Below are 23,019 nucleotides of genomic sequence, written 5' to 3' on the forward strand. Positions count from 1 at the left end.
TTACGAACCGGACGCGGAGACGTCGGAGGGGGAGTCCGTCGGGGGCTCGCCCGACGGCGGTGTGCCACCCTCGCCGCCACCGCCACCGCCGTTGCCGCTTCCGGCGCCGGTGTTCTCGGCGTCGGGGTCGATGCCGAGGGTGAGGAAGCCCTTGTAACCGCGGGCGGGGTTGCCCTTCTTGACGGCCTTGAGGGTGAGCAGGCCGCTGGCGGCGCCGCCGCCGTCGTAGACCATGTCGTCGTCGAGGGTGGTGTAGCTGCCGGTGTGCCGGGAGTACGGCTCCAGGGCGAAGACCTCCTGGGCGATCTCGTCGTCGAAGAAGAACTGGCCGGTGTAGTTGACCTTGCCGCCCTCGTAGGTGCCGTCCTCCTTCTCACCGCCGGTGTGCACCTTGACGTGGATGTGGCAGGTCCGCGGGGTGTACCAACCGGGGAAGATCGTCTCGAACTTGACGACCCCGTTGGCGTTGGCGATCTGGTAGCCGCGCAGATAGGTGGCGTCGTCGGCGGTGGACCCGTCCTCGCTCTCGGCGGGGGCCGAACCGCCGGGGTTGGCGGTGGTGTAGCCGGAGTAGTAGCCCCAGGCGTCGCAGTGCCAGATCTCCACGGCCGCGCCCGGGACCGGGGTGCAGCCGTCGGTGGCGTCGACGACCGTCAGCCGCAGGGTGAGCGGGACACCGCTCTTGCCCTCGGTGATGTCCTTCCGCACCAGGGCGCCGTCCAGGTAGTACGGGCCCTCGGTGACGCTCGTCATCAGCGTCATGCACGTGCTGCCGCTCGCACTCGTCGCCGACGCCGTGGCCGCCGTCCCCGCCGCGCCGGTCGTCTCGTCCGCGAACGCCGACTGGTAACCGGCGACCGCCAACCCACCGGCCGCGACCGTCGCACCGGTCACGGCGAGAGCCCGACGCCGGGTGATCGATGTGTTTGCGTGATGTCCTGTCATGCCGCAGAAACTAGGGACGTAGTCCGTCAGAGGGCTGAGGGGTGACTGTGAGGGCGCTGAGAGTGAGGGGGCGGCTGAAGCGAACGACGATCGCACATACGTTCGATCATCGCGCGTCCACCGGCGAATGAGACGGTTCTCACGTTTGCCGACCTGTATACGGACGAGGCTTGTGGTGCCGACTGAAAGCACCCCACGGGGTCGGCTATCCGGGCACGGCCGCGTGGGACGTCCTGACGGAACTGGACCAGGAGGCACCGGAGGCGGTGACCAGACGGCGGAGGCGCTGGAGACACTGGCGGGATGCGGAGGGCTCACCGCCGCGGGGGAGCGGTTCGTGGCGGGGATGCGCGAGGCGTTGGCGAGGGACGAGGTGAGCGCGGCGGCGGCGTCGGAGGCACGGCGGGCTGCCGACGCGCACCGGCGGGATCCGCTCGGCCGTGGCTGACGGCCGGCCCGCCCGGGTCCGGCCGCACCCGCTCGACCTCGACCGGACGTTCCCCTAGGGGGCAGCCCGCTCTTCGACGCCCTGCATCGAGGGGGCAGTGGTTCGCTACACCGCCACGAGCGGTGCGCCCTCCCGCCACTTGAGGATCTTGTCGAAGCTCACGACGGCGCCGCCGCGGCCCGGTGTGTTGCCGATGTGGACGTGGTCGGCGAGTTCGCGGATCAGGCAGAGGCCGCGGCCGTTCTCGTCGTCGGCGTGGGCCTGACGGGGCGGCTGGCGGTGCGAGAAGCCGGGGCCCGAGTCGGCGACCTCGATACGGCACTTCTCGCCGTCGAGGTACGCGGTGACCCGGTACGCCTCGGACGCGCTGCCCGACGGGACGGCGCCGCCGTGCTCGACGGCGTTGGCACAGGCTTCGCTGAGCGCGACGGAGAGGTCGTACGAGACGTCCGGGTCGACGCCCGCCGTCTCCATCGTGCCGAGCAGCAGCCGCCGGGCGAGCGGCACGCTCGCAGCATCACGCCGCAAATGGAGTGACCACCACATGCTCATGCTCCAGCCTCCCGGCCACGGCTCGACATACCGTTACGTATTGCCACCGGGAAGGGCGCGCAATCGCCCGGAACCGGCCCTGCCGCCCGTACGGCGGATGCGTCCTCGTCACATTCGGTGTATGCGGACGAAACCCTTCCGAATCCCCCACCACTTCTCCACCTCCGGGCACGGGAGAACGGCCAGCGGGCGCCCCCTGAACACCGGCCCCTCCCGGTCCGTACCTCAGCGCGGGAACCCGGCGCTCCCCCGAACGGACCGCGATGGGATGATGACCCCGCCATGAAAGCCCGCACACGCACCGGAGGTGATCTCCGGGTTCTACGGGCCGCGGTGTTCGCCGCGGTCTGCGTCGTGCTGGCCGGCGCGGGCCACGCGCTCGCCTCGTGCGCGACGGTTCCGCTGTGGAGCCTCGGGGTGGGATTCGCCGGCGTCTTCGCCGTCGCCGCCGCCCTGGCCGACAGGGAGCGCTCGCTGCCCGGGATCGCGGCCCTGCTCGCCGTGGGCCAGACCGTGCTGCACACCCTCTTCGGGCTCGGCCAGCACGGCGCCGGCGCCACGTCGAAGGCCACCGCCGCCATGGACGCGGCGCTCGTCGAACGCGCCGCACGTCTCGTCTGCGGGGCCACCGCGGCGGCCATGAGCCCCGCCGAGGCCCGACGGATCCTCGTCACCGCGGGGCTCGGAGGGTCGTACGCCACGCACCACCCGGCGGACGCCATGACGACCGCGCCGGAGTCCTCGGCGGCCGTCCTGCCGTCGCTGCCCATGCTGATCGGCCACGTTCTCGCGGCTGTCGCCGCCGGGTGGCTGCTCCGCCACGGCGACCTCGCGCTGCTCCGTCTCGCGCGGCTGTCGGCCCACGAACCGCTCGTCCGGTCGCTACGGGGGGCGCTCGCGCTGGCGCGGGCACTGCGGTCCGGGCTCCCGGGCGTGCCGGACGCCGTCTCGCGCGCCCCTCGGCCGGCGTACGCGACGCCGCCGGCCCCGCGAACGACCGCGCTCCAGCACACGGTGATCCGACGCGGCCCTCCGACCGCCGTGCTCACCCTCGCCGCCTGACACGACGACGGCCCGCTCACACTCACACTCCACGTACTGCCCGCACGGCCTGGCAGCGCGGGGCTTCACCGCCCTGCGTCGCCTCGCTTCGCGCCGCACGGGAGGGGAGGGGACGTCGGCGTGCGGCGCACGCGCGGGTACGGATGCGGCTGCGGATGCCGGTGTGGTGCGGGTGCGGATGCGGGTGCGAGCGTGGCTCGATCGGCGCTCCTCGCGCCTCCCCTCACCTGGTCATGGCACGCGTCGCTCCCCTGCACGATGTCCGTCTCTTTCCGTCCCTTCCTCTACTCACTCACCGTGGAGTGTCACCAGTCATGAAGGCTTCTCGTATCGCCGCCGTCGGCGCCCTCGCAGGTTCCGCCGTCCTCGTCCTGTCCGGTCCCGCGTTCGCGCACGTCAGCGTCGCGGCGGAGGGCACGGCGGCGAAGGGCGGGTACGCGACCGTCAACTTCAAGGTCCCGAACGAGCGCGACGACGCCTCCACCACCAAGGTCGAGGTGAGCTTCCCGACCGACCACCCGCTCGCCTCGGCCCAGCCGGAGGCCGTCCCCGGCTGGAAGGTCAAGGTCACCCGGGCCAAGCTCGACAAGCCGATCGAACTGCACGGCGAGCAGATCGACGAGGCCGTCTCCAAGGTCACCTGGACCGCCACCGGCAAGGGCATCGAGCCGGGCTACTTCCAGAAGTTCCCGCTCTCCGTGGGCCAGCTCCCCGAGGACACCGACGAGATGGTCTTCAAGGCGCTGCAGACGTACTCCAACAAGGAGGTCGTCCGCTGGATCGAGGTCCCGCAGAAGGGGCAGGAGGAGCCCGAGTACCCGGCGCCGGTGCTCGCGCTGTCCGCCGCGTCCGGCGACCACCACGGCTCGTCCACCGCCGCCTCGGACGAGTCGGAGGACGCGAAGAACGCGAAGGACACCAAGGCCGCCTCGAAGGAGACCGCGGCCGAGCCCGCCGACAGCAGCGACACCACGGCCCGTGTGCTCGCCGTCGTCGGCATCGTCGTCGGCGCCGCGGGCGTGGCGTACGGCGTCCTCGCCGGCCGTCGGCGCACCGACGGCTGACACCCGGACCCCCGACTCCCCCCTCCCCGGCGCGTACGCGCTCGTCGTACGACGTATGCGTCCGCCGTCGCGGCGCACGCCCCGTGCGCGCCGGGGCTCGAACCACCTGGGACATCTCCACATGCGCACGAATACGAAGAACACGAAGTCCTCGAAGAACCCCAGGACCTCGAAGAACGCCAAGAGCGCCAAGAACGCAAAGAGGACGTACGCGGTCGGTGCCCTGATCGTCGCGGCGGTCCTCGGCCTCTCCGCCTGCGGCAGTGACGACGCGTCCACGACAGCCGTCGCCGAGGTCTCCGAGACCGGACCGGCGAAGGCGTCCACGGTTCTCGACCAGCCGTTCGCCAAGCCGGACCTGGTGCTCACCGACACCCGGGGCAAGTCGTACGACCTCCGCGAGGAGACCAAGGGCAAGCCGACGCTGATCTACTTCGGCTACACCAACTGCCCCGACGTGTGCCCGCTGACCATGAACAACATCGCGGTCGCGAAGAAGGAGGTCGCGAAGAAGCTGCCGAAGTCGGAGCTGGCGGACCTCCGGATCGTCTTCGTCACCACCGACCCCGAGCGCGACACCCCGGCCGAGCTCGGCAAGTGGCTCAAGGGCATCGATCCCGAGATCGTCGGCCTGACCGGCGACTTCGACACGATCCAGGCCGGCGCGCTCAAGCTGGGCATCTCCATCGCCCCGCCGCACAAGGACAAGAACGGCAAGACCGTCTCGGAGCACGGCACCCAGGTCATCGCGTTCTCGCCGAAGACGGACGCGGGCTATGTGCTGTACGACAAGAGCGCGACCGTGCAGGACTACGAGAAGGACCTGCCGAAGCTGCTCAAGGGCGCGAAGCCGTGAGGGTGCGTGCGGCGAGGGTCGCCCTGCTCGTGACCGGTGGACTCGTGGCCGGCGGGCTCGCGCTGACCGGATGCGGCTCGTCGGACTCCTCCGGCTCCGCTGCGGCCGAGCTGTCCGTGAAGGCCGCCTACATGCCGCAGCCGGTCACCGACTCCATGGCGGCCGGATACCTCGTCATCGAGAACAAGGGCGGCGCGGCGGACGAGCTCACCTCCGTGACCAGCGATCTCGCTCAGGACGTCACCGTCCACGAGACGGCCGGGCAGGCGATGCAGCAGGTCTCGGCCCTGAAGGTCCCCGCCGGTGGTGAACTCGTCCTCAAGACCGGCGGAAACCACCTGATGTTCGAGAACCTGAAGCGCAAGCCGAAGGAAGGCGAGACGGTGTCCCTGCGGTTGAACTTCACCAAGTCCAAGGCCATCACGGTCGAGATGCCCGTGAAGTCGGCGACGTACCAGCCGACGACCGGTCACTGAGGGAGGGAACTCCGTTGAGGCCCTTGAACGGGTTGCGGCCGTGGAGCCGGCCGAGACCGTCCGGCGAGGCACGGCGGTTCAGCACGGCCAGGCGCTCGGAGGGCCCCCGGCGGTCCCACACGGCGGGCCGGTCCGAGGGCCCGCGACGGCCCCATGCGGCGAGCCGGTTCGAGGGCCCGCGACGGTCCGGTGTGGCGAGGTGGGCGGCTGGTGGCGGTGCGCCGTTGTCGAACCGGCTGCGGGCGTCGCTTCTGCTGCTGCTCGCCACGGTCGCGGCGGTGCTCGCCGGCGCCGTACCGGTCTCCGCGCACGCCGCGCTCACCGGCAGCGACCCGCAGCAGGGGTCGGTGGTCCAGGAGGCGCCGTCCCAGATCTCGCTCACCTTCTCCGAGAAGGTCGCGGCGTCCGACGGCTCGGTGCGCGTGTACGACCCCAAGGGCAAGCAGGTCGACACCGGCGATGTCGCCGACCTGGGCGGCAACAGCTACGGGGTGACACTCCGGGCCGGACAGCCCGATGGCACCTTCACCGTCACCTACCAGGTGGTCTCGGCGGACAGCCACCCCGTCTCCGGCGCCTTCACCTTCTCCGTGGGCGCCCCCTCGAAGACGACGGTCCCCGTGCCGGGCCAGGAGGCCGGCGGCGGGGTGGTCGGCACGCTCTACGGGTTCGCCCGCTATCTGTCGTACGCCGGTTTCATCCTGCTGGTCGGCGGCGCCGCGTTCGTCCTGGCCTGCTGGCAGCGCGGTGCCGGGGTACGCCCCGTGCAGCGGCTCGTGGTCTCCGGGTGGCTCACGCTCGCCGTGGCCACCCTGGCCATGCTGCTGCTGCGCGGCTCGTACACCGGATCCGGCAAGCTCGGCGACGTCTTCGACCTGGTTCTGCTCAGCGACGTCCTCCAGACGAAGACGGGTGCCGCACTCGTCTCCCGCCTGCTGCTGCTCGCCGCGGCGGCCCTCTTCATCGCGGTCCTCCTCGGCGCGTACGCACGGCGGGACGAGGACGAGGACGAGAACGACGACGAGGAGGACGACGTCGGTGGCGAGAGCGCGGGCGAGGGCGTCGAGCAGGAAGAAGGCGCCCGGGAGGCCGGCCGCGCGGAGGGGGCGGGTTCCGAGGACGACGGCGAACCCTCCGACGCCGACGACGGCTCCTACCAGCGAGACCTCACCTTCGGACTGGCCATCGGTGGCGGCGTGGTCGCCGCCGGGCTCGCCGCGAGCTGGGCGATGGCCGAGCACGCCTCGACCGGTCTCCAGGCCGGCCTCGCCATGCCCCTCGACATCCTGCACCTGCTGGCGGTCGCCGCGTGGCTGGGCGGTCTGGCGACGCTGCTCGTGGCGTTGTTCCGGGCACCCGCCGACGCGCAGATCGAGACCGCGGCCGTACGCCGGTTCTCGCGGGTCGCGTTCGGCAGCGTCCTGGTGCTGGCGGCCACCGGGGTCTACGCCTCCTGGCGGCAGGTCGGCACCTGGTCGGCGCTGACCGGCACGTCCTACGGGCAGCTGCTGCTCGTGAAGGTCGGCCTGGTCGCCGTGCTGGTCGGGATCGCGTGGATCTCCCGCCGCTGGACCGCCCAGCTGGCGGAGGCACCGGCGCCGGTGGAGGCGGACCGGGAGAAGGCCGCGGTCGCCGTGTCCGCCACCGGGGGCGCGGGTGACGCGGGCGAAGACACCGGCGGCGCCGGGGATGCCGCTGGTGGCGCCGGCGATGGCGCCGGCGGCACCGGCCATGACGGCGGCGACCCCGAGCGCGCCGCGCAGCTGGCCCGGCAGCGGGCCGCGATGGCCACCGCGCGCCAGAAGCGGCTGCGGGACGCCGATCCGGGCCGGCGGGGCCTGCGCCGGTCGGTGCTCGCGGAGGCGGGCGTCGCCGTCGTCCTCCTCGCCGTCACCACCGCCCTGACCTCCACCGAGCCGGGCCGCACCGTGGAGGAGGCCAAGGCGGCCAACGCGGCCGTCGCACCGGACACCCAGTCGGGGGCGCTGGCGCTCGACATGTCGTTCGACACCGGGGGCAAGAACGGCAAGGGCGTCGTCCGGCTGGAGATCGACCCGGCGCGCGTCGGCGCCAACGAGATGCACGTCTACGTCCAGCGCCCCGACGGCACGGCCTACGACATCCCCGAGGTGAAGGTCGCCTTCACCCTGGAGGCCAAGGACATCGGCCCCCTGCCCGTGGTGCCCGACCACATCGCCGGCGGGCACTGGACGGCCGACGGCGTGCAGATCCCCATGGCGGGCGACTGGAACATCGAGGTCACCGTGCGCACGTCAGACATCGACCAGGTGACCGTGAGCAAGAACGCGAAGATCGGCTGAACCGCACCATGACCGACCAGTCCACCACCGTCCCGTCCGGCGCCCCGTCCGAAGGCGTCCCCGCCAAGGGCGCCTCGTCCGTGGACGGGCCCTCCAAGAACACCTCTTCCGAGGGCGCCCCTTCCCAGAAGGCGATCTCGCGACGCCGTCTGCTCGGCACCGCCGGTGCCACGGGGCTCGCCCTGGGCGCGGCCGGGGGAGCGGCCGGATACGCGGCCGGATCCTCCGCCTCCTCCGACGCGTCCTCCTCGTCCGACGCCGGGAAGGAGGTCACCCCGCTCTCCTCCCTCGGGGCGGGTGAGGTGATGTTTCACGGGAAACATCAGCCGGGGATCACGACGCCGCTCCAGGCCCGCGGCCACCTCGTCGCGTTCGACCTGGTCGCCGGGGCGGGCCGCAGGGAGGCGGCCGCGCTGCTGCGCCGCTGGTCGGAGACGGCCCGGCGGCTGATGGCGGGCGAGGCCGCGGCCCAGGACGACACGGGGGTGGCACGTGACGCCGGCCCCTCGTCGCTGACGGTCACCTTCGGCTTCGGGCACAGCTTCTTCGCCCGTACGGGGCTGGAGAAGCAGCGCCCCGACTCACTGGACCCGTTGCCGGACTTCTCCTCCGACCAGTTGGACAAGGCACGCAGCAACGGCGATCTGTGGGTGCAGATCGGCGCCGACGACGCCCTCGTCGCCTTCCACGCCCTGCGCGCGATCCAGAAGGACGCGGGGGGCGCGGCCCGGGTGCGCTGGCAGATGAACGGCTTCAACCGTTCGCCTGGAGCCACGGCGCACCCCATGACGGCCCGCAATCTGATGGGGCAGATCGACGGCACGCGCAATCCGAAGCCGGCCGAGCCCGACTTCGACGAGCGGATCTTCGTCCCCGCGTCGGGGGCGTCCGGCGACCCGGCATGGATGGCGAACGGTTCGTACGCCGTCGTACGCCGTATCCGCATGCTCCTCGACGACTGGGAGCAGCTCTCCCAGAAGGAGCAGGAGGACGTCATCGGGCGGCGGAAGTCGGACGGCGCTCCCTTGAGCGGGGGCGCGAAGGCGACGGAGACGACCGAGATGGACCTGGAGAAGACCGACTCCCAGGGCAACCTGCTCGTCCCGATCAACGCACACGCCCGGATCAGCCGTCCCGACCAGAACGGTGGCGCGGCCATGCTGCGCCGGCCGTTCTCCTTCCACGACGGCATCGACGCGAAGGGCGTCCCCGACGCGGGCCTCCTCTTCGTCTGCTGGCAGGCCGACCCCCTCCGCGGCTTCGTCACCGTCCAGCGCAAACTCGACCGCGGTGACGCCCTCTCCCGGTTCATCCGCCACGAGTCCAGCGGCCTTTTCGCGGTGCCGGGCGGCGCGGCGAAGGGCGAGTACGTGGGCCAGCGGCTGCTGGAGGGGTAGCGGGTACGGCGGAGTGAGCCGGAGTGCGCCGGGGCCGTGGCCGACGTCCGGCCGGAGGGCCTGGTGAGGTCAGTCGGTGTCGATGTCCGACAGGGGCCCTCCTGAGGTCAGTCGGTGTCGACGTCCGGCCGGGGCCCTGCTGAGGTTGGTGTCGAGGTGCTCCCGGGGCCCTGCTGAGGTCCGGATCCGGCGCGTGGTGTCCCGGGCCCGCGGTGGGGACGCTGCGGGGCCGGGGTCGCCCGCAGGGGTGGTGGGGACGGTGGTCGTGCGCCGTCCCCGTGTAGGCCCATTAGGGTGAGGTCATGCCAGCCAGCTACGTGTACCTCGGCCCCGAGGGCACCTTCACCGAGGTCGCCCTGCGCACGCTGCCGGAGTCCGCGACCCGCGAGCTCGTCCCGATGGTGTCCGTCCCCGCCGCCCTCGACGCCGTCCGTAACGGCGAGGCCGAGGCCGCCTTCGTCCCGATCGAGAACTCCGTCGAGGGCGGTATCACCACGACCCTCGACGAGCTGGTCGCCGGCGCCCCGCTGATGATCTACCGCGAGGTGCTCCTCTCGATCACCTTCGCGCTGCTGGTCCGCCCGGGCACGAAGCTCTCCGAGATCAAGACCGTCACCGCGCACCCGGCCGCCCAGCCGCAGGTCCGCAACTGGATGAAGGCCAACCTCCCCCCGGACGTCGTCTGGGAGTCCGCCGCCTCGAACGCCGACGGCGCCCGGCTCGTCCAGGAGGGCCGTTACGACGCCGCCTTCGCCGGCGAGTTCGCGGCCTCGCGGTACGGGCTGGAGGCCCTGGAGACGGAGATCCACGACGCGGAGAACGCCCAGACCCGGTTCGTCCTGGTCGGCCGTCCAGCCCGGCCCGCCGCCCCGACCGGCGCCGACAAGACCTCCGTCGTCATCTGGCAACGCGACGACCACCCCGGTGGTCTGCGCGATCTGCTCGGCGAGTTCGCCGTCCGCGGCGTCAACCTCATGCTGCTCCAGTCCCGCCCGACCGGTGAGGGCATCGGCAACTACTGCTTCGCCATCGACGCAGAGGGCCACATCTCCGACCGCCGGGTCGCCGAGGCACTGATGGGCCTCAAGCGGGTCTGCCTCCAGGTGCGCTTCCTCGGTTCGTACCCGCGTGCGGACGCCGCCGTGGCGAAGATGCGGCCCGCTCTGCCCGGGACCTCGGACGCCGAGTTCGTCGCCGCTGCGGACTGGGTGGCGCGCTGCCAGGACGGTCGGTTCTAGGCCACACGGCGGTCCTACCTGCTTATTTTCTTTGTCCACAGAAGTTATCCACAGGCTGGCTTCTCGATCTGGGGACAAGTCGACACAGCAGAGCCGTGCAGTCGACAAATCCCCTTACCGAACCCCGCTCTGTCCACACCCCCGTAGATCACCCTTCGTCCATGCGTTTCCCCGAGTCAACCCTTTAGGGCGCCCCATTCCCGCATGAATCCACTCGAACGTGGACGTGAGGGCGGTTTGGGCCGGGAATCCTGAAGTCGGCCCCCACTCTTCGAAACGATCTTTCCAACCGTCCACAGATCTTTCACACAGCCTGTGGATAACTTTCCGGCACTGTGGATTCCTGTGGACGGGCGAGCACCAAGTCCCGTGCAGCACAAGGGAATCGAGTCAACCAAAGGCCGTCTTCACGCCTTCCTTCAGGGGGTCGCCCCCCATTCATTGACGCCCCTCAACCCCATGGCCGCGGGAACATTTCTCGCAAATCGCAACGGTGGCGGCGTACCGCAATTCCGGGTCGTGGGGCGGAAGCACTCCCCGGTAGCCTTGAGGGGTGATTGACCTTCGCCTGCTCCGTGAGGACCCCGACCGTGTGCGCGCCTCCCAGCGCGCCCGTGGAGAGGACGTCGCGCTCGTCGACGCTCTCCTGTCTGCCGACGAGCGGCGCAGGTCCTCCGGCGTCCGCTTCGACGAGCTGCGCGCCGAACAGAAGTCGCTCGGCAAGCTGATCCCCAAGGCCACCGCCGAGGAGAAGGCCGAGCTGCTGAAGCGCGCGGAGCAGCTCAAGGCCGACGTGAAGGCCGCCGACGCCGAACGCGACGCGGCCGACACCGAGACCCAGGAGCTCCTCCTCCAGCTCGGCAACCTCGTCCACCCCGACGTCCCCGTCGGCGGCGAGGAGGACTTCGTCACGCTGGAGACGCACGGCGAGATCCGCGACTTCACGGCCGAGGGGTTCGCGCCCAAGGACCACCTGGAGCTGGGCACGCTGCTCGGCGCCATCGACACCGAGCGCGGCGCCAAGGTCTCGGGCTCGCGCTTCTACTTCCTGACGGGCGTCGGCGCCCTCCTGGAGCTCGCCCTCGTCAACGCCGCGATGTCCCAGGCCACCGCGGCCGGCTTCACCCCGATGCTGACCCCGGCGCTGGTCCGCCCGCAGTCGATGGCCGGCACCGGCTTCCTCGGCCAGGCCGCCCAGGACGTCTACCACCTGGACAAGGACGACCTCTACCTGGTCGGCACCTCCGAGGTGGCACTCGCCGCGTACCACATGGACGAGATCATCGACGCCGACCGCCTCCCGCTGCGCTACGCCGGCTTCTCGCCGTGCTTCCGCCGCGAGGCCGGTTCACACGGCAAGGACACCCGCGGCATCTTCCGCGTCCACCAGTTCGACAAGGTGGAGATGTTCTCGTACGTCACCCCGGAGGACTCCCAGGCCGAGCACCAGCGCCTGCTGGACTGGGAGAAGCAGTGGCTGACGTCGCTGGAACTCCCGTTCCGCGTCATCGACGTCGCCTCCGCCGACCTCGGTTCCTCGGCCTCGCGCAAGTTCGACTGCGAGGCGTGGATCCCCACCCAGGGGAAGTACCGCGAGCTGACCTCGACCTCGGACTGCACCGAGTTCCAGTCCCGCCGGCTGTCGATCCGCGTCCGCGACGGCAAGCAGGTCCGCCCGCTGGCCACACTCAACGGCACGCTCTGCGCCGTCCCGCGCACGATCGTCGCGATCCTGGAGAACCACCAGCAGGCCGACGGCTCCGTCCGGGTCCCCGAGGTCCTGCGCCCGTACCTGGGCGGCCGCGAGGTCCTGGAGCCGGTCACCAAGTGAGCGACGCGGCTGCCACCGGGGAAGCCCGAGGGGTCCTCTCGGCCCCCTCGGGCTTCCCGTACAAGCTGATCGCGACCGACCTCGACGGAACGCTCCTGCGCTCCGACGACTCGGTCTCGGAGCGCACCCGTGAGGCGCTCGCCGCGGCCACCGCGGCGGGCGCCGCCCACATCGTCGTCACCGGCCGGGCCGTCCCCTCGACCCGCCACATCCTCGACGACCTCGGCTACCGCGGCCTGGCCGTCTGCGGCCAGGGCGCCCAGGTGTACCACGCCGGGGAGCACCGCCTCCTCACGGCGGTCACCCTGGACCGGAGGCTCGCCGCGGTGGCCCTCGCCAAGATCGAGGCGGAAGTCGGCCCGCTCCACCTGGCCGCCAGCCGCGCGGGCCTGGACGGCGAGCTGCTGTCCGGCCCGGGTTACGTCTTCCGGGGCACCCTGCCCACGGTCCCGTTCACGGAGGTGTCCGACCTCTGGTCGGCGCCGCTCAACAAGATCTACATCCAGCACCCCACCCTGAGCACCGACGAACTCACCGAAGCCGCCCAGCGGGCAGCCGGCGGCTTCGTCACGGTGGCCATGGCCGGCGAGGGCATCGTCGAACTCCTCCCCCTCGGCCTCACCAAGGCCACCGGGCTCTCCCTCGCCGCGCGCCGCCTCGGTGCCAAGGCCGCCGACACGATCGCCTTCGGCGACATGCCCAACGACATCCCGCTCCTCAACTGGGCCGCCCACGGCGTCGCCATGGCCAACGCCCATCCCACCCTCAAAGCCGTCGCCAACGAAGTGACCTCCTCCAACGACGCCGACGGCATCGCCGAGATCCTGGAACGCCTCCTGCCCGACTGAGACCCTTCACGTCGCGCCGTCCACCACCGTCAGGTCACCCCGGCTTCAGGGCCGGGGGTTTCGAGGCCGGAGGGCAGGGCCGATGGGCTTCGGGATCTGTGGCGCAGGGCCGGTGGGCTTCGAGGGCGGTAGGCCCGGGGCCAGTGGGCTGGGGTCCGGGGGTCTTGGGGTCTTGGGCTTGCGGCGGGCCTGAGGACCGCGGGTGAGGGGGTGTTGGCCGGTCTCGGCGGGCGCGGCCTGTGGTCCGGGGTCAGTCAGGCTGTGGCTGTCGCGGTGACCTTGGCTGCGGCTTGGGGGACGATGGCCGGGGTCATTGTGTACAGGGCCTGTTGGTGCTGCTACTACGGTTCGAGGGCCTGTCCGCGGGGAACGACGGCCGACCCGGGTTCGGTACCTCGGCATCAACACCGAGAGCCCTCACACGCGCCCCCGAACCCCGGCACTCGGCCGAGTCACAGCGACAGCGATCCGGCGGAGGATGCACGATTCGAACGTGCGCGGGCAGAACCCGACCACGGCTTAGCAAGCCGGTGCCTTACCACTCGGCCAATCCTCCGGGTGGGCGGCCCACGCGAAGCGATTCGCGTGCTCGAAGCGGCCGCCCCGGGCAGTTCCCTTGCGGCGCGAACTCGACGGAGGGGTAACTACTCCGGATTCCGCCGCGGACTGCCCTGTCGGGAACTCGACGGACTGCGTCTGATGAACAGCATCGCCGGGCTCCTCTCCCAGAACGTGGTGCCGCCTCGATCCGGCAGCCTGGACTCCAACCACTCTGCCTGGCAGCCGACTTGTCCGCCACCGAATATCGGCGGCGTCCGTCCCGCCCCGTAGAACGGTCAGCGGCGACGCCGCTTGCGTCGGCGCGCCTTGCTGAAGAACCAACCCGCGGGCGGTTCGTCCGAACGCCACGGCTGGGGGTCGGGCGCCTGCTCCCGCCAACGCGCCGCGAGCATCCGAGCCCTCGCCGATGGCTCGGCGGTCTCCGCGGACCGGATGAAGTCCTCGTCCAGTTCGACGTCGTCCCAGACGCCCCCGGACTCGTCGCGACTCTTGCCTCCGCCCCCTGGCGCCGCCCGGGAACGGCCTCCGGACGCCATGTCCGGCTGCTCGCCCCCGTCGGGTGTGACCTCAGCTGTCATCCCCGTGTCCTCCTGCCTCCTGGCCGCCCTTCCTGGCCGTCTCCTACCGCTTCGCTCCCCCTGCCCAGTGTGCCCGGACGTGTGTGAAGCCACCGTCAAGCCCGCGGGGGCCCTCCGGAGCGGCCACGTGCCCGCAAGGGCGCCGCGGCCGCCTCCCCGGAGGTTGCTCACTCCTCGCCGGCCAGCTTCAGCGTCCGCAGCTTCTGCCCCGCGTACCACGTGGCCCCGGCCGTCACGACCGTCAGCAGGATCACCGCCGTGGGCAGTCCGACCTCGGAGGTCACGAGGTCTCCGTCGGTGACCTTCTGGGCCACCGCGAGGGACCACTGCTGGACGCTGAGCGTGCGCGCCCCCTGCACCAGCGACCCGAACAGGGCCTCCCAGACGAGCGCGTAGACCAGCCCGAAGACGACCGCGTGCCGGGTGACCGTGCCCAGCAGCAGGAACATCGCCGCGTACGCGATGGAGGCGACCAGCGCCGCCACCGTGTAGGCGACCGCGATCTGCTGCCCGTTGCCGTTCAGGATGAGGCCCGCGACGAACGTCGGTATCGCCGAGAAGGCCATGGTCACGGCGATCGCCACGATCAGCTTCGTGGAGATGATCGTCGACCGCTTCACCGGCTTCGCCAGCAGATACACCACCGAGCCGTCATCGATCTCGGGCCCGATCGCACCCGTCCCCGCGATGACGCCGATGATCGGCACCATGGTGGCGAGCGCGAACCCGCCGAGCAGGTCGGCCGCCACCTGGTCGTCGGCTCCGCTGAGACCGCGTACGGCCGCGGAGATCACGAGCAGCAGCACCGGCAGCGCGCCGAGAATGAGGGCCCGACGGCGGCCGAGCAGAGCCCGGTAGGTGAGCCGGGCGACTGTGGGGTCGTACATCTTCGGCCTCCTACGCCGCGACCAGATACGAGAACACGGACTCCAGGGACTCGTCCGACGGCGAGACCGTGAGCAGACGGATGCCCTGGTCCCGGGCGACCTTCGGCAACAGAGCGGTGAACCGTCCGAAGTCGACGGCCTGGATGCGCAGCGCGCCCTCGGTCACGTCCACTTCGATGCCGGCGGTGGACGGGTCGGCGATCAGTGCGGCTGCCAGTGCCCGGTCGTCGCTGGAACGCACCAGATAGACGTGCGGCCGGTCGGTCATCAGGCGCCGGATGCGCCGGAAGTCGCCGCTCGCCGCGTGCCGCCCGGCGACTATCACCTCGATGTGGGAGGCCAACTGCTCCACCTCTTCGAGGATGTGCGAGGAGAACAGCACCGATCGGCCCTCGTCGCCCATGCGCCGCAGCAGGTCCATGAGCTGCATGCGCTGGCGCGGGTCCATCCCGTTGAACGGCTCGTCGAGCAGCAGCAGGGACGGGTCGTGGACCAGCGCGGACGCCATCTTCACGCGCTGCCGCATGCCCTTGGAGTACGTCGAGATCTTGCGGTCCTGCGCGTACTCCATCTCCACCGTGGCGAGCGCCCGTTGGGCCGCAGTCGCGCCCAGACCCTGCAACTCGGCGTTGGCGAGGACGAATTCGCGGCCCGTGAGGAAGTCGTACATCGCCTCCCGTTCCGGGACGATGCCGATGTCCTTGTAGATCTGCTCGTTGCGCCACACCGGCCGGCCGTCGAGGGTGACCGCGCCCGTGGAGGGGGCGAGGAAGCCGCCCATCATGTTGATGAGGGTGGACTTCCCGGCGCCGTTCGGGCCGAGGAGGCCGGTGACGCCGGGGCCGATGGTCATCGTGATGTCGTTGACCGCCACCACGTTGCCGAACCAGCGTGAGACGTGGTCGATGTTGAGCGTGGTCACAGCCCGGCCTTTCGGTAGCGGCGCATCAGCAGGCCGTAGGAGCCCGCGATGAGACCCAGGACGACGAGGAGGTAGACGACTCCCTGTCCGCCGGACGGCCCATGCCCACCGGGGAAGGCGGAGGTGGCGCCCAGGAAGGCGGTCTGCACACCGTCTATCAGCGTGATCGGCGAGAAGAGTCCGAGCCAGGGGATCACGTCACTGCTGGACTGCACGTCGGCGATGGCCTGTACGACGGACACGGCCCCGTAGGAGATGGTGAAGACCGCGATGACGGCGGCGATGCCGAACCCTCGGCGGGGCGTGACCGCCGAGATGACCAGGCCGATGCCGGCGAAGAGGAGTGACAGGAGTGCCACGGACACCAGTCCTTGTGCGAAGCCCTTGGTCTGGTCGGTGAAGTCCAGCTTGGCCAGAAGGGCGCCCACGTAGAGCACGACGAGAGGGACGGCGGTGATGATGAAGAGCGCCGAGGCCAGCGCGGCGTACTTGGAGCGCACGTAGTCCGAGGTCTCGATCGGGCGCGAGAAGTACAACGGCACTGTTTTGAAGCGCAGATCGAGGGAGACGGCCTGGGGCGCCTGGGAGGCGCCGTACAGGCCGATGACGGCCTGCATGATGATCGCGTAGTCGGTGTACTTGATGGGCAGGTCGTTTGCCTTGGTGGCGACCGCGACCGCCACCATGATGGCCGCCGGCACGCACATCACCGCGAAGAGCATCATCGGCAGCACCTTGGACTTGGCCGAACGGCCGAGCCCGTACGCGCCGCGCAGAGACTGCGAGTACAGCGAGCGGCGGGCGTAGGCGCGGCCCAGACGGGGGCCGTCGTAGCTGCGGTAGCCGATGTTGTGGATCCGGCTCTGTTCGCCGGTGCGTGTGGGCTGTGCACCGGCGTGGGCCGGGGCCTGGGCCCGGGTCTGCTCAACCGCCATGGCCGACCGTCTCCTTCCAGGCATCCTGCGTCCGCTGGGAAATCGCCTGCTCGTCGCCGTCCTGGAACACCTCGGCGATGTGGTGCCTGCGCTGCTCCATGCGGACCAGACCGAGACCCAGGTCGGCGACCACGTCACGGATCAGGTCGTAGGTCTCCTCGCCCTGCGCGGTGAGCAGCAGGATGTGGCCGGCGCCGGGGAGGCCGCTGCCGTCGGAGACGGTCACACCACGCGCGTGGAGTGCCTCGCGCAGCGCGCGGGTGCCGTCGGGGTGCTCGTCGGTGTCCGTGACCTCGATCGCGAGGGTGGCCGTGCTCTGCGTGAAGTCCCGCGTGGAACTGGACCGCAGAAGCTTGCCACCGTCGATCACCACGACGTGGTCGCAGGTGCGCTCCAGCTCGCCCAGCAGGTGCGACGTGACCAGGACCGAGATACCGAAGTCGGTGTGGATGCGGCGGATCAGGCCGAGCATCTCGTCCCGGCCGACCGGGTCGAGGCCGTTCGTCGGCTCGTCCAGAAAGACCAGCTGCGGGTCGTGCACCAGGGCCTGGGCCAGCTTCACACGCTGCTTCATGCCGGTGGAGTAGCCGCCCATCGGGCGGTACCGCTCCTCGTAGAGGCCGACGTGGCGCAGGGTGTCGGCGGTCCGCTCGCGCGCGGCGGTCGGCGGGAGCCCTGACATCCGGGCCATGTGCACGACGAACTCGGTGGCCGACACGTCGGGCGGAAGGCAGTCGTGCTCCGGCATGTAACCGACGCGCTCGCGGATGGCGCCGCCCTCGCTGGCGACGTTCAGTCCGAGCACCTCGGCACGGCCTTCCGTGGCGGGGGACAGACCCAGGAGGATCTTGATCAGCGTGGACTTGCCGGCGCCATTGGCGCCGACGAGTCCCGTCACACCGGGTCCGATGTCCACGGAGAGCCGGTCAAGGGCGGTCACCCTCGGGAACCGCTTGCTCAGGCTTTCGGTCGCGATCACAGTCACGTTCTCGACACTAGGGCCGGGAGGCCTTGGTGGTCGTCACCCCGCAGAGCTGTCTCGACGTCACCCTCGAGTCGTACGGGCCCGTAGGGGGCGTCAGCCGCCAGTCCCCCTAGGGGTCACCCTGAGGTCGAACAATCGGCAGACCGGGGCGCGGCGGGAGTGGTCGCCGCGATGGGAGAACGACCGGCGCCTCCATCTGGTGCCCGCGGTTCTCCACAGCCTGGGCCACCGCTCTTGACGCAGCCTCCTGTCACTGTCACATTCATCAATGTCACATTGCGGACACGGACCGTAGTCAACGGAGACAGGTGGGGCGGTGACATGACCTCGGTGACAGGGGAACGCACGGCGGACCTACGAGGGTTCCGTGAGGTGCAGGCCCTCGCATACGAGTGCGCGGAAGCGGTCTCGGCACAGCTCAGACCGGGCGTGACCGAGCGCGAGGCGGCGCGGATGCAGCGCCGCTGGCTGCGGGAGCGCGGGGTGCGGGACTGGTTCCACCTGCCCTTCGCCTGGTTCGGTGACCGCACGGCGTTCGTGAACTTCCGCATACCTCTGCAGTTCTTCCCCACCGACCGCCGCCTCGAGCCGGGCATGCCGTTCATCCTCGACATGGCCCCCGTCTACAAGGGCCGCACCGCGGACATCGGCTACTCGGGCTGCCTCGGTCCCAGTCCCCTGCACGACAGGCTGATGGCGGACCTCGAAGCGCACCGGGAGCTGATCCTGCGCGAGGTGCGCGAGCGGCGTTCGCTGCGGGAGATCTACGAGAACGTGGACCGGCTCATGGTCCGCCAGGGGTACGCCAACCGCCATCGCGCGTACCCCTTCGGCGTCATCGCGCACAAGGTCGACCGGGTCAAGGAACGTCGCTGGTCACCCCATGTCCTCGGGTTCGGCACACAGGCGCTGAAGGGCCTGGCGGCAGACGCGTTGCACGGGCACCGTGACGGCTGGTCGCCCTTGTGGTCCCCGTACCGGTTCTCGGACCATCCGCCGCAGCCCGGTCTGTGGGCCGTCGAGCCGCACCTCGGCTTCCGCGGGACGGGCGCCAAGTTCGAGGAGATCCTGGTCGTCACCGACTCCCGGGACCCGGAGGAGAGCGCGTTCTGGCTGGACGACGACCTGCCGCACGTACGGCGGTGGGCGGAGGAGAAGTGCCGATGAGCGAGGGGGAAGAGGTGGAGGCTCCGGTGGGGCAGACGGGTGCGCGAGAGCGCAGGGTGCGCGCCGACGGGGTCGAGCTGTGCGTTGCCGAACTGGGTGACCCCGAGCAGCCGACGGTGCTGCTCGTGCACGGCTATCCAGACTCCAAGGAGGTCTGGTCCGAGGTCGCGGCGCGCCTCGCCGAGCGTTTCCATGTGGTGTTGTACGACGTGCGCGGCCACGGCGGGTCGACGGCGCCGCGACCGTTGCGCGGCGGGTTCACCCTGGAGAAACTGACGGACGACTTCCTGGCGGTCGTGAACGCCGTCAGCCCCGAGCGGCCCGTTCATCTCGTGGGACACGACTGGGGCTCGGTGCAGGGCTGGGAGTTCGTGACGGTCAAGCGCACCGAGGGCCGTATCGCGTCCTTCACGTCGATGTCCGGACCGTCGCTCGACCACCTCGGCCACTGGATCAAGCGGCGCACGAAGTTCCCCACTCCGCGCCGGCTCGGCCAGCTTCTCGACCAGGGCGTCAGGTCCTGGTACATCTACGCCCTCCACACCCCCGGACTGCCCGAGTTCGCCTGGCGCGGCCCGCTCGGCAAGCGGTGGCCCCGCATGATCCAGCGGGCCGAGAAACTGTCGCCGGGCGGAGGCTATCCGTCCAGGTCGCTGCCCGAGGACGCCGCGCACGGCGTATGGCTGTACCGGGACAACGTACGCCCCCGTCTCGCCGCGCCGCGGGACGACGCGTACGCGCACGCGCCCGTGCAGCTCATCACCCCCCTCGAAGACGCGTTCCTGTCCGAGCGGCTCTACGACGAACTGGAGCAGTGGGCTCCACGACTGGTCCGCCGCACTCTGCCCGCCAAGCACTGGATCCCGCGCACACGCCCTCACCAACTGGCCTCCTGGATCACCGAGTTCGTCACGGCCACCGAGGGCGGACGCCCGGCGCCGACCGCCACCGGCAAGTACGCCGACCGGTTCGGGGGGCAGTTGGTGCTGGTCACTGGCGCGGCGGGCGGGATCGGCCGGGCCACCGCCTTCGCGTTCGCCGAAGCCGGTGCGCGCGTCATCGCCGTCGACCGGGACACGGAGGGCGCGGCCCGCACCGCGGAACTGTCCCGGCTGATCGGCGCGCCCGAGGCATGGGCCGAGACAGTCGACGTCTCCGACGAGCAGGCCATGGAGAAACTCGCCGAGAAGGTCGCCACCGAGTACGGCGTGGTGGACGTCCTCGTGAACAACGCGGGGATCGGGCTCTCGGGTTCCTTCCTCGACACCACGCCCGAGGACTGGCGGAAGGTCCTCGACGTCAACCTGTGGGGCGTGATCCACGGCTGCCGCCTCTTCGGCAGACAGATGGCCGAGCGCGGGCAGGGCGGCCACATCGTCAACACCGCCTCGGCCGCGGCCTATCTGCCCTCACGGACCCTGCCCGCCTACAGCACCTCCAAGGCGGCCGTCCTCATGCTCAGCGAATGCCTCCGCGCGGAGCTTTCCGGCCAGGGCATCGGGGTCTCGGCGATCTGTCCCGGCATCATCAACACGACCATCACCTCGACCGCTCGCTTCGTCGGCGTCGACGCCGAGGAGGAGAAGCGCCGGCAGCGGAACGCCGCCCGGCTGTACGGTCTGCGGAACTACCCTCCGGAGAAGGTCGCGGACGCCGTTCTGCGGGCGGTGGTGCGCAACCAGGCCGTGGTGCCCGTCACCCCGGAGGCCCGCGGGGGACGCCTCTTGTCACGCTTCACTCCGAAGGCGCTGCGCGCGCTCGCCCGACTGGAGCCGCGGCTGTGAGCCCGTACGCAGAGCAACCCGAGGACGGGGCGGAGCGGCACGCGATCGCGCCACGAAGGGTGTCCTTCGACTGGGAGAGGACTCCGCTGCACTGGATCCCCGACGAGCCGACCGCCACCCACGTGATCAACGTGCTGCATCTGCTGCTGCCGGCGGGGGAACGGTGGTTCGTGAAGGTCTTCAAGGAGGCCCTGCCGCTGGTCACGGACCGCGAACTCCGCAAGGACGTGAAGGGGTTCATGGGGCAGGAAGCCACACACAGCGTGCAGCACGCGCATGTGCTGAACCATCTCGCGGAACAGCGGCTCGACACCGCGGACTTCACCAGATACGTCGACTTCCTCTTCGAGAAGCTTCTCGGCGAGAGGCCTCCCCTGGGAGCGCCGATCCCGGCCCGGGAGTGGCTGCGCTTCCGACTGTCGTTGATCGCGGCGATCGAGCAGTTCACGGCGGTGCTGGGCGACTGGGTCCTGGCTGCGGAGGGGCTCGACCGGGCCGGAGCCGACGAGGTCATGCTCGACCTGCTGCGCTGGCACGGCGCGGAAGAGGTCGAACACCGTGCGGTTGCCTTCGACATGTACCAGCACTGCGGCGGCCGGGGCCGGCCCCGCTACGCCCGCCGTGTCGCCGGGATGGCGGTCACGGCGCCGATGATGCTCTACATGTGGGTGTGGGGCACCGCGTATCTGATACGGCACGACCCGCAGCTCGCCGGACGCCTGCGCTACTCCCTCGCCGCGCACAACAGAGCTGTCCGTAAAGGGCTGCTGCCCACCTGGAAGGAGCTCGGCGCGGCCGTGCCCCGCTATCTGCGGCGCTCCTACCATCCCTCTCAGGAGGGTTCGCTGCGCAGGGCTGTCGAGTATCTTGCGCAGTCGCCCGCGGCGCGTACGGCGGCAGCCGCGATCGTACGGGCGGGGACGTAGACGGCGTGCTCGCCAGGCCGGCACAGGGAGAAGGGGGCGGGGAAGGTATGAGGACCATGAACGACGAACCGGCCGAGACGACCGGCGCGCCCGCGGCCGCCGCGCGCACCTCCGCCCCGGCCACCCATCGGGCCACCACAGCAGGCACCGCCACCGCCACGCCCCCGCCTGCCGCCGCCCAACCGCCCGTGCCCGCCTCCTCCGCCAACCCGGCCCCCGTCTACCGCATCGAGGAACTGGCGCACCGCAGCGGCACGACCGTCCGCACCATCCGCGCCTACCAGGACAAGGGGCTGCTCCCCCGCCCCGAGCGGCGCGGCCGGGCGAACGTCTACGCGGACTCCCATCTCCACCGGTTGCACCAGATCGCGGACCTCCTCGACCGCGGGTACACCTTGGCCTCCATCAAGGAACTCCTCGACGCCTGGGACACAGGCCGCGGCCTTGGAGGAGTGCTCGGCCTGGTCGCCGAGGTCGAAGGACCATGGACCGACGAGGAGGCCGTCCGGATCACCCGGTCCGAGTTGATCGAGCGGTTCGGCGGGGTCCCGGACGAGGCCGCGGTGACGGACGCGGTCGCGTTGGGCGTACTGGAGCCGGTCCCCGGCGAGGAGCATCTCTTCCTCGTGCCGAGCCCTCAAGAGCTGTCTGTCGCAGTCGAGTTGCACGCTGCGGGGGTTCCGTTGTCGGCGATCACGGGCCACCTCAGGGAGTTGAGGGGACAGATCGAGCACGTCGCCGCCCGTTTCCTGGACTTCACCACCGAGCACGTCTTCGCTCGCTACCTCGGGGGACACCAGCCTCCGAGCGAGGCGGAAACGGCCGAGGCCGCCGCGCTGGTACGACGACTGCGCCCTCTCGCTCAGCAATCGGTCGACGCGGAACTCGCCCGCGCCATGCGCGCGTTGGCGACCCGGCACCTACGACAGCACCTCCATGCGGACACCCCCGTCCAGCGGACGAGCGAATCGCTCCCCGTCCTGATCCCCGCCTCCACAATTCAGGCGGTGGAGAGGCTCGTCGGCCCCGAGCATCTCCAGGCGTTCATCACGGCGGCCACGGAACGGGAGGTGCAGACACGCACCTTGGATGACCTGACAGCAAGTGCACGAAAGATAAAAGAACTTGACCAATCACCCTAAACCAAAGAGCTGTTGTCCACAGAACAATCAATTCCGCTGTGGATAACTCCACTTGGTTGTGGATCAAACATCCGGTCCAAAATCGCGTGCGTGA

The 23,019-nt window shown here is 70.6% G+C and carries 20 protein-coding genes and 1 tRNA gene; 13 read left to right on the top strand and 8 right to left on the bottom strand.

Annotation, left to right across the window (positions count from 1 at the left end):
* Positions 1 to 945 (bottom strand): intradiol ring-cleavage dioxygenase, encoded by a 945-nt coding sequence (locus GSY65_RS18125; RefSeq protein WP_201452581.1) that lies wholly within the window; start codon positions 943 to 945, stop codon positions 1 to 3.
* Between the two features lie 553 nt (positions 946 to 1,498).
* On the bottom strand, positions 1,499 to 1,945 hold the full coding sequence (locus GSY65_RS18130; protein WP_159769833.1) for an ATP-binding protein: 447 nt from the start codon (positions 1,943 to 1,945) through the stop codon (positions 1,499 to 1,501).
* A 282-nt stretch (positions 1,946 to 2,227) separates the two neighbouring features.
* Between GSY65_RS18130 and GSY65_RS18135 the strand changes: the two genes are divergently transcribed.
* From GSY65_RS18135 to GSY65_RS18175, 9 genes are all read left to right on the top strand, one after another.
* Positions 2,228 to 3,007 carry a hypothetical protein gene (locus GSY65_RS18135; RefSeq protein ID WP_201452582.1) on the top strand — a complete coding sequence of 260 codons (780 nt, stop codon included), beginning with the start codon at positions 2,228 to 2,230 and terminating at the stop codon, positions 3,005 to 3,007.
* 314 nt (positions 3,008 to 3,321) lie between these two features.
* A complete protein-coding gene (locus GSY65_RS18140; protein ID WP_159769836.1) occupies positions 3,322 to 4,071 on the top strand; it encodes a YcnI family copper-binding membrane protein in 750 nt (249 codons plus the stop codon).
* A 121-nt stretch (positions 4,072 to 4,192) separates the two neighbouring features.
* The gene (locus GSY65_RS18145) at positions 4,193 to 4,927 is read left to right on the top strand and encodes an SCO family protein (protein WP_159769839.1); all 735 of its coding nucleotides are present in this window, start codon (positions 4,193 to 4,195) and stop codon (positions 4,925 to 4,927) included.
* On the top strand, positions 4,924 to 5,403 hold the full coding sequence (locus GSY65_RS18150) for a copper chaperone PCu(A)C (RefSeq protein ID WP_159769842.1): 480 nt from the start codon (positions 4,924 to 4,926) through the stop codon (positions 5,401 to 5,403). The genes GSY65_RS18145 and GSY65_RS18150 overlap by 4 nt, the downstream gene beginning before the upstream one ends.
* 224 nt (positions 5,404 to 5,627) lie before the next feature.
* The gene (locus GSY65_RS18155) at positions 5,628 to 7,724 is read left to right on the top strand and encodes a copper resistance CopC/CopD family protein (protein WP_236579867.1); all 2,097 of its coding nucleotides are present in this window, start codon (positions 5,628 to 5,630) and stop codon (positions 7,722 to 7,724) included.
* An 8-nt stretch (positions 7,725 to 7,732) separates the two neighbouring features.
* Entirely contained in the window at positions 7,733 to 9,121 is a 1,389-nt protein-coding gene (gene efeB / locus GSY65_RS18160) for an iron uptake transporter deferrochelatase/peroxidase subunit (RefSeq protein ID WP_159769845.1), read from the top strand.
* Between the two features lie 302 nt (positions 9,122 to 9,423).
* Positions 9,424 to 10,359 (top strand): prephenate dehydratase, encoded by a 936-nt coding sequence (gene pheA / locus GSY65_RS18165; protein WP_159769848.1) that lies wholly within the window; start codon positions 9,424 to 9,426, stop codon positions 10,357 to 10,359.
* A 553-nt stretch (positions 10,360 to 10,912) separates the two neighbouring features.
* Complete coding sequence (gene serS / locus GSY65_RS18170) at positions 10,913 to 12,190, top strand: serine--tRNA ligase (protein WP_159769851.1); 1,278 nt, start codon at positions 10,913 to 10,915, stop codon at positions 12,188 to 12,190.
* Positions 12,187 to 13,038 (top strand): HAD family hydrolase, encoded by an 852-nt coding sequence (locus tag GSY65_RS18175; RefSeq protein WP_159769854.1) that lies wholly within the window; start codon positions 12,187 to 12,189, stop codon positions 13,036 to 13,038. Before serS ends, GSY65_RS18175 begins: the two co-directional genes overlap by 4 nt.
* Positions 13,039 to 13,510: 472 nt before the next feature.
* Here GSY65_RS18175 and GSY65_RS18180 read toward each other — a convergent pair.
* The 6 genes from GSY65_RS18180 to GSY65_RS18205 all read right to left on the bottom strand — a co-directional run bounded on the left by GSY65_RS18180 (position 13,511) and on the right by GSY65_RS18205 (position 17,900).
* Positions 13,511 to 13,594, bottom strand: a tRNA-Ser gene (locus GSY65_RS18180).
* 280 nt (positions 13,595 to 13,874) lie between these two features.
* Positions 13,875 to 14,135 carry an SGM_3592 family protein gene (locus GSY65_RS18185; protein ID WP_159776122.1) on the bottom strand — a complete coding sequence of 87 codons (261 nt, stop codon included), beginning with the start codon at positions 14,133 to 14,135 and terminating at the stop codon, positions 13,875 to 13,877.
* A gap of 209 nt (positions 14,136 to 14,344) precedes the next feature.
* Positions 14,345 to 15,064, bottom strand: a complete 720-nt coding sequence (locus tag GSY65_RS18190; RefSeq protein WP_159769857.1) for an ABC transporter permease — start codon at positions 15,062 to 15,064, stop codon at positions 14,345 to 14,347.
* 10 nt (positions 15,065 to 15,074) lie between these two features.
* A complete protein-coding gene (locus tag GSY65_RS18195) occupies positions 15,075 to 15,986 on the bottom strand; it encodes an ABC transporter ATP-binding protein (RefSeq protein WP_159769860.1) in 912 nt (303 codons plus the stop codon).
* Positions 15,983 to 16,921 carry an ABC transporter permease subunit gene (locus tag GSY65_RS18200; RefSeq protein WP_201452583.1) on the bottom strand — a complete coding sequence of 313 codons (939 nt, stop codon included), beginning with the start codon at positions 16,919 to 16,921 and terminating at the stop codon, positions 15,983 to 15,985. Before GSY65_RS18200 ends, GSY65_RS18195 begins: the two co-directional genes overlap by 4 nt.
* On the bottom strand, positions 16,911 to 17,900 hold the full coding sequence (locus GSY65_RS18205) for an ABC transporter ATP-binding protein (protein WP_159776126.1): 990 nt from the start codon (positions 17,898 to 17,900) through the stop codon (positions 16,911 to 16,913). Before GSY65_RS18205 ends, GSY65_RS18200 begins: the two co-directional genes overlap by 11 nt.
* Before the next feature lie 327 nt (positions 17,901 to 18,227).
* Here GSY65_RS18205 and GSY65_RS18210 point away from each other — a divergent pair, with 327 nt between their 5' ends.
* The 4 genes from GSY65_RS18210 to GSY65_RS18225 are packed head-to-tail and all read left to right on the top strand — an operon-like array spanning position 18,228 to position 22,925.
* Positions 18,228 to 19,073 carry a M24 family metallopeptidase gene (locus tag GSY65_RS18210; protein ID WP_159769863.1) on the top strand — a complete coding sequence of 282 codons (846 nt, stop codon included), beginning with the start codon at positions 18,228 to 18,230 and terminating at the stop codon, positions 19,071 to 19,073.
* Positions 19,070 to 20,857: an SDR family oxidoreductase gene (locus tag GSY65_RS18215; protein ID WP_159769866.1), complete on the top strand. Its 1,788-nt coding sequence runs from the start codon at positions 19,070 to 19,072 to the stop codon at positions 20,855 to 20,857. The genes GSY65_RS18210 and GSY65_RS18215 overlap by 4 nt, the downstream gene beginning before the upstream one ends.
* Positions 20,854 to 21,783, top strand: coding sequence for a metal-dependent hydrolase (locus GSY65_RS18220; protein WP_159769869.1), 930 nt, complete (start codon positions 20,854 to 20,856; stop codon positions 21,781 to 21,783). The genes GSY65_RS18215 and GSY65_RS18220 overlap by 4 nt, the downstream gene beginning before the upstream one ends.
* Positions 21,784 to 21,839: 56 nt before the next feature.
* Positions 21,840 to 22,925: a MerR family transcriptional regulator gene (locus GSY65_RS18225; RefSeq protein WP_159769872.1), complete on the top strand. Its 1,086-nt coding sequence runs from the start codon at positions 21,840 to 21,842 to the stop codon at positions 22,923 to 22,925.
* The last annotated feature ends 94 nt before the right edge of the window (positions 22,926 to 23,019 follow it).

The organism is Streptomyces sp. HM190, from assembly GCF_009857135.1.
Taxonomy (GTDB): domain Bacteria; phylum Actinomycetota; class Actinomycetes; order Streptomycetales; family Streptomycetaceae; genus Streptomyces; species Streptomyces heilongjiangensis.

What these genes read in the sequence shown, in the direction of transcription:
- GSY65_RS18130 (WP_159769833.1), bottom strand. Translation starts at nt 1,945, where the DNA reads ATGAGCATGTGGTGGTCACTCCATTTGCGGCGTGATGCTGCGAGCGTG.
- efeB (WP_159769845.1), top strand. Translation starts at nt 7,733, where the DNA reads ATGACCGACCAGTCCACCACCGTCCCGTCCGGCGCCCCGTCCGAAGGC.
- GSY65_RS18200 (WP_201452583.1), bottom strand. Translation starts at nt 16,921, where the DNA reads ATGGCGGTTGAGCAGACCCGGGCCCAGGCCCCGGCCCACGCCGGTGCA.
- GSY65_RS18185 (WP_159776122.1), bottom strand. Translation starts at nt 14,135, where the DNA reads ATGGCGTCCGGAGGCCGTTCCCGGGCGGCGCCAGGGGGCGGAGGCAAG.
- GSY65_RS18225 (WP_159769872.1), top strand. Translation starts at nt 21,840, where the DNA reads ATGAACGACGAACCGGCCGAGACGACCGGCGCGCCCGCGGCCGCCGCG.
- GSY65_RS18215 (WP_159769866.1), top strand. Translation starts at nt 19,070, where the DNA reads ATGAGCGAGGGGGAAGAGGTGGAGGCTCCGGTGGGGCAGACGGGTGCG.
- GSY65_RS18190 (WP_159769857.1), bottom strand. Translation starts at nt 15,064, where the DNA reads ATGTACGACCCCACAGTCGCCCGGCTCACCTACCGGGCTCTGCTCGGC.
- GSY65_RS18125 (WP_201452581.1), bottom strand. Translation starts at nt 945, where the DNA reads ATGACAGGACATCACGCAAACACATCGATCACCCGGCGTCGGGCTCTC.
- GSY65_RS18140 (WP_159769836.1), top strand. Translation starts at nt 3,322, where the DNA reads ATGAAGGCTTCTCGTATCGCCGCCGTCGGCGCCCTCGCAGGTTCCGCC.
- GSY65_RS18135 (WP_201452582.1), top strand. Translation starts at nt 2,228, where the DNA reads ATGAAAGCCCGCACACGCACCGGAGGTGATCTCCGGGTTCTACGGGCC.
- GSY65_RS18145 (WP_159769839.1), top strand. Translation starts at nt 4,193, where the DNA reads ATGCGCACGAATACGAAGAACACGAAGTCCTCGAAGAACCCCAGGACC.
- pheA (WP_159769848.1), top strand. Translation starts at nt 9,424, where the DNA reads ATGCCAGCCAGCTACGTGTACCTCGGCCCCGAGGGCACCTTCACCGAG.
- GSY65_RS18210 (WP_159769863.1), top strand. Translation starts at nt 18,228, where the DNA reads ATGACCTCGGTGACAGGGGAACGCACGGCGGACCTACGAGGGTTCCGT.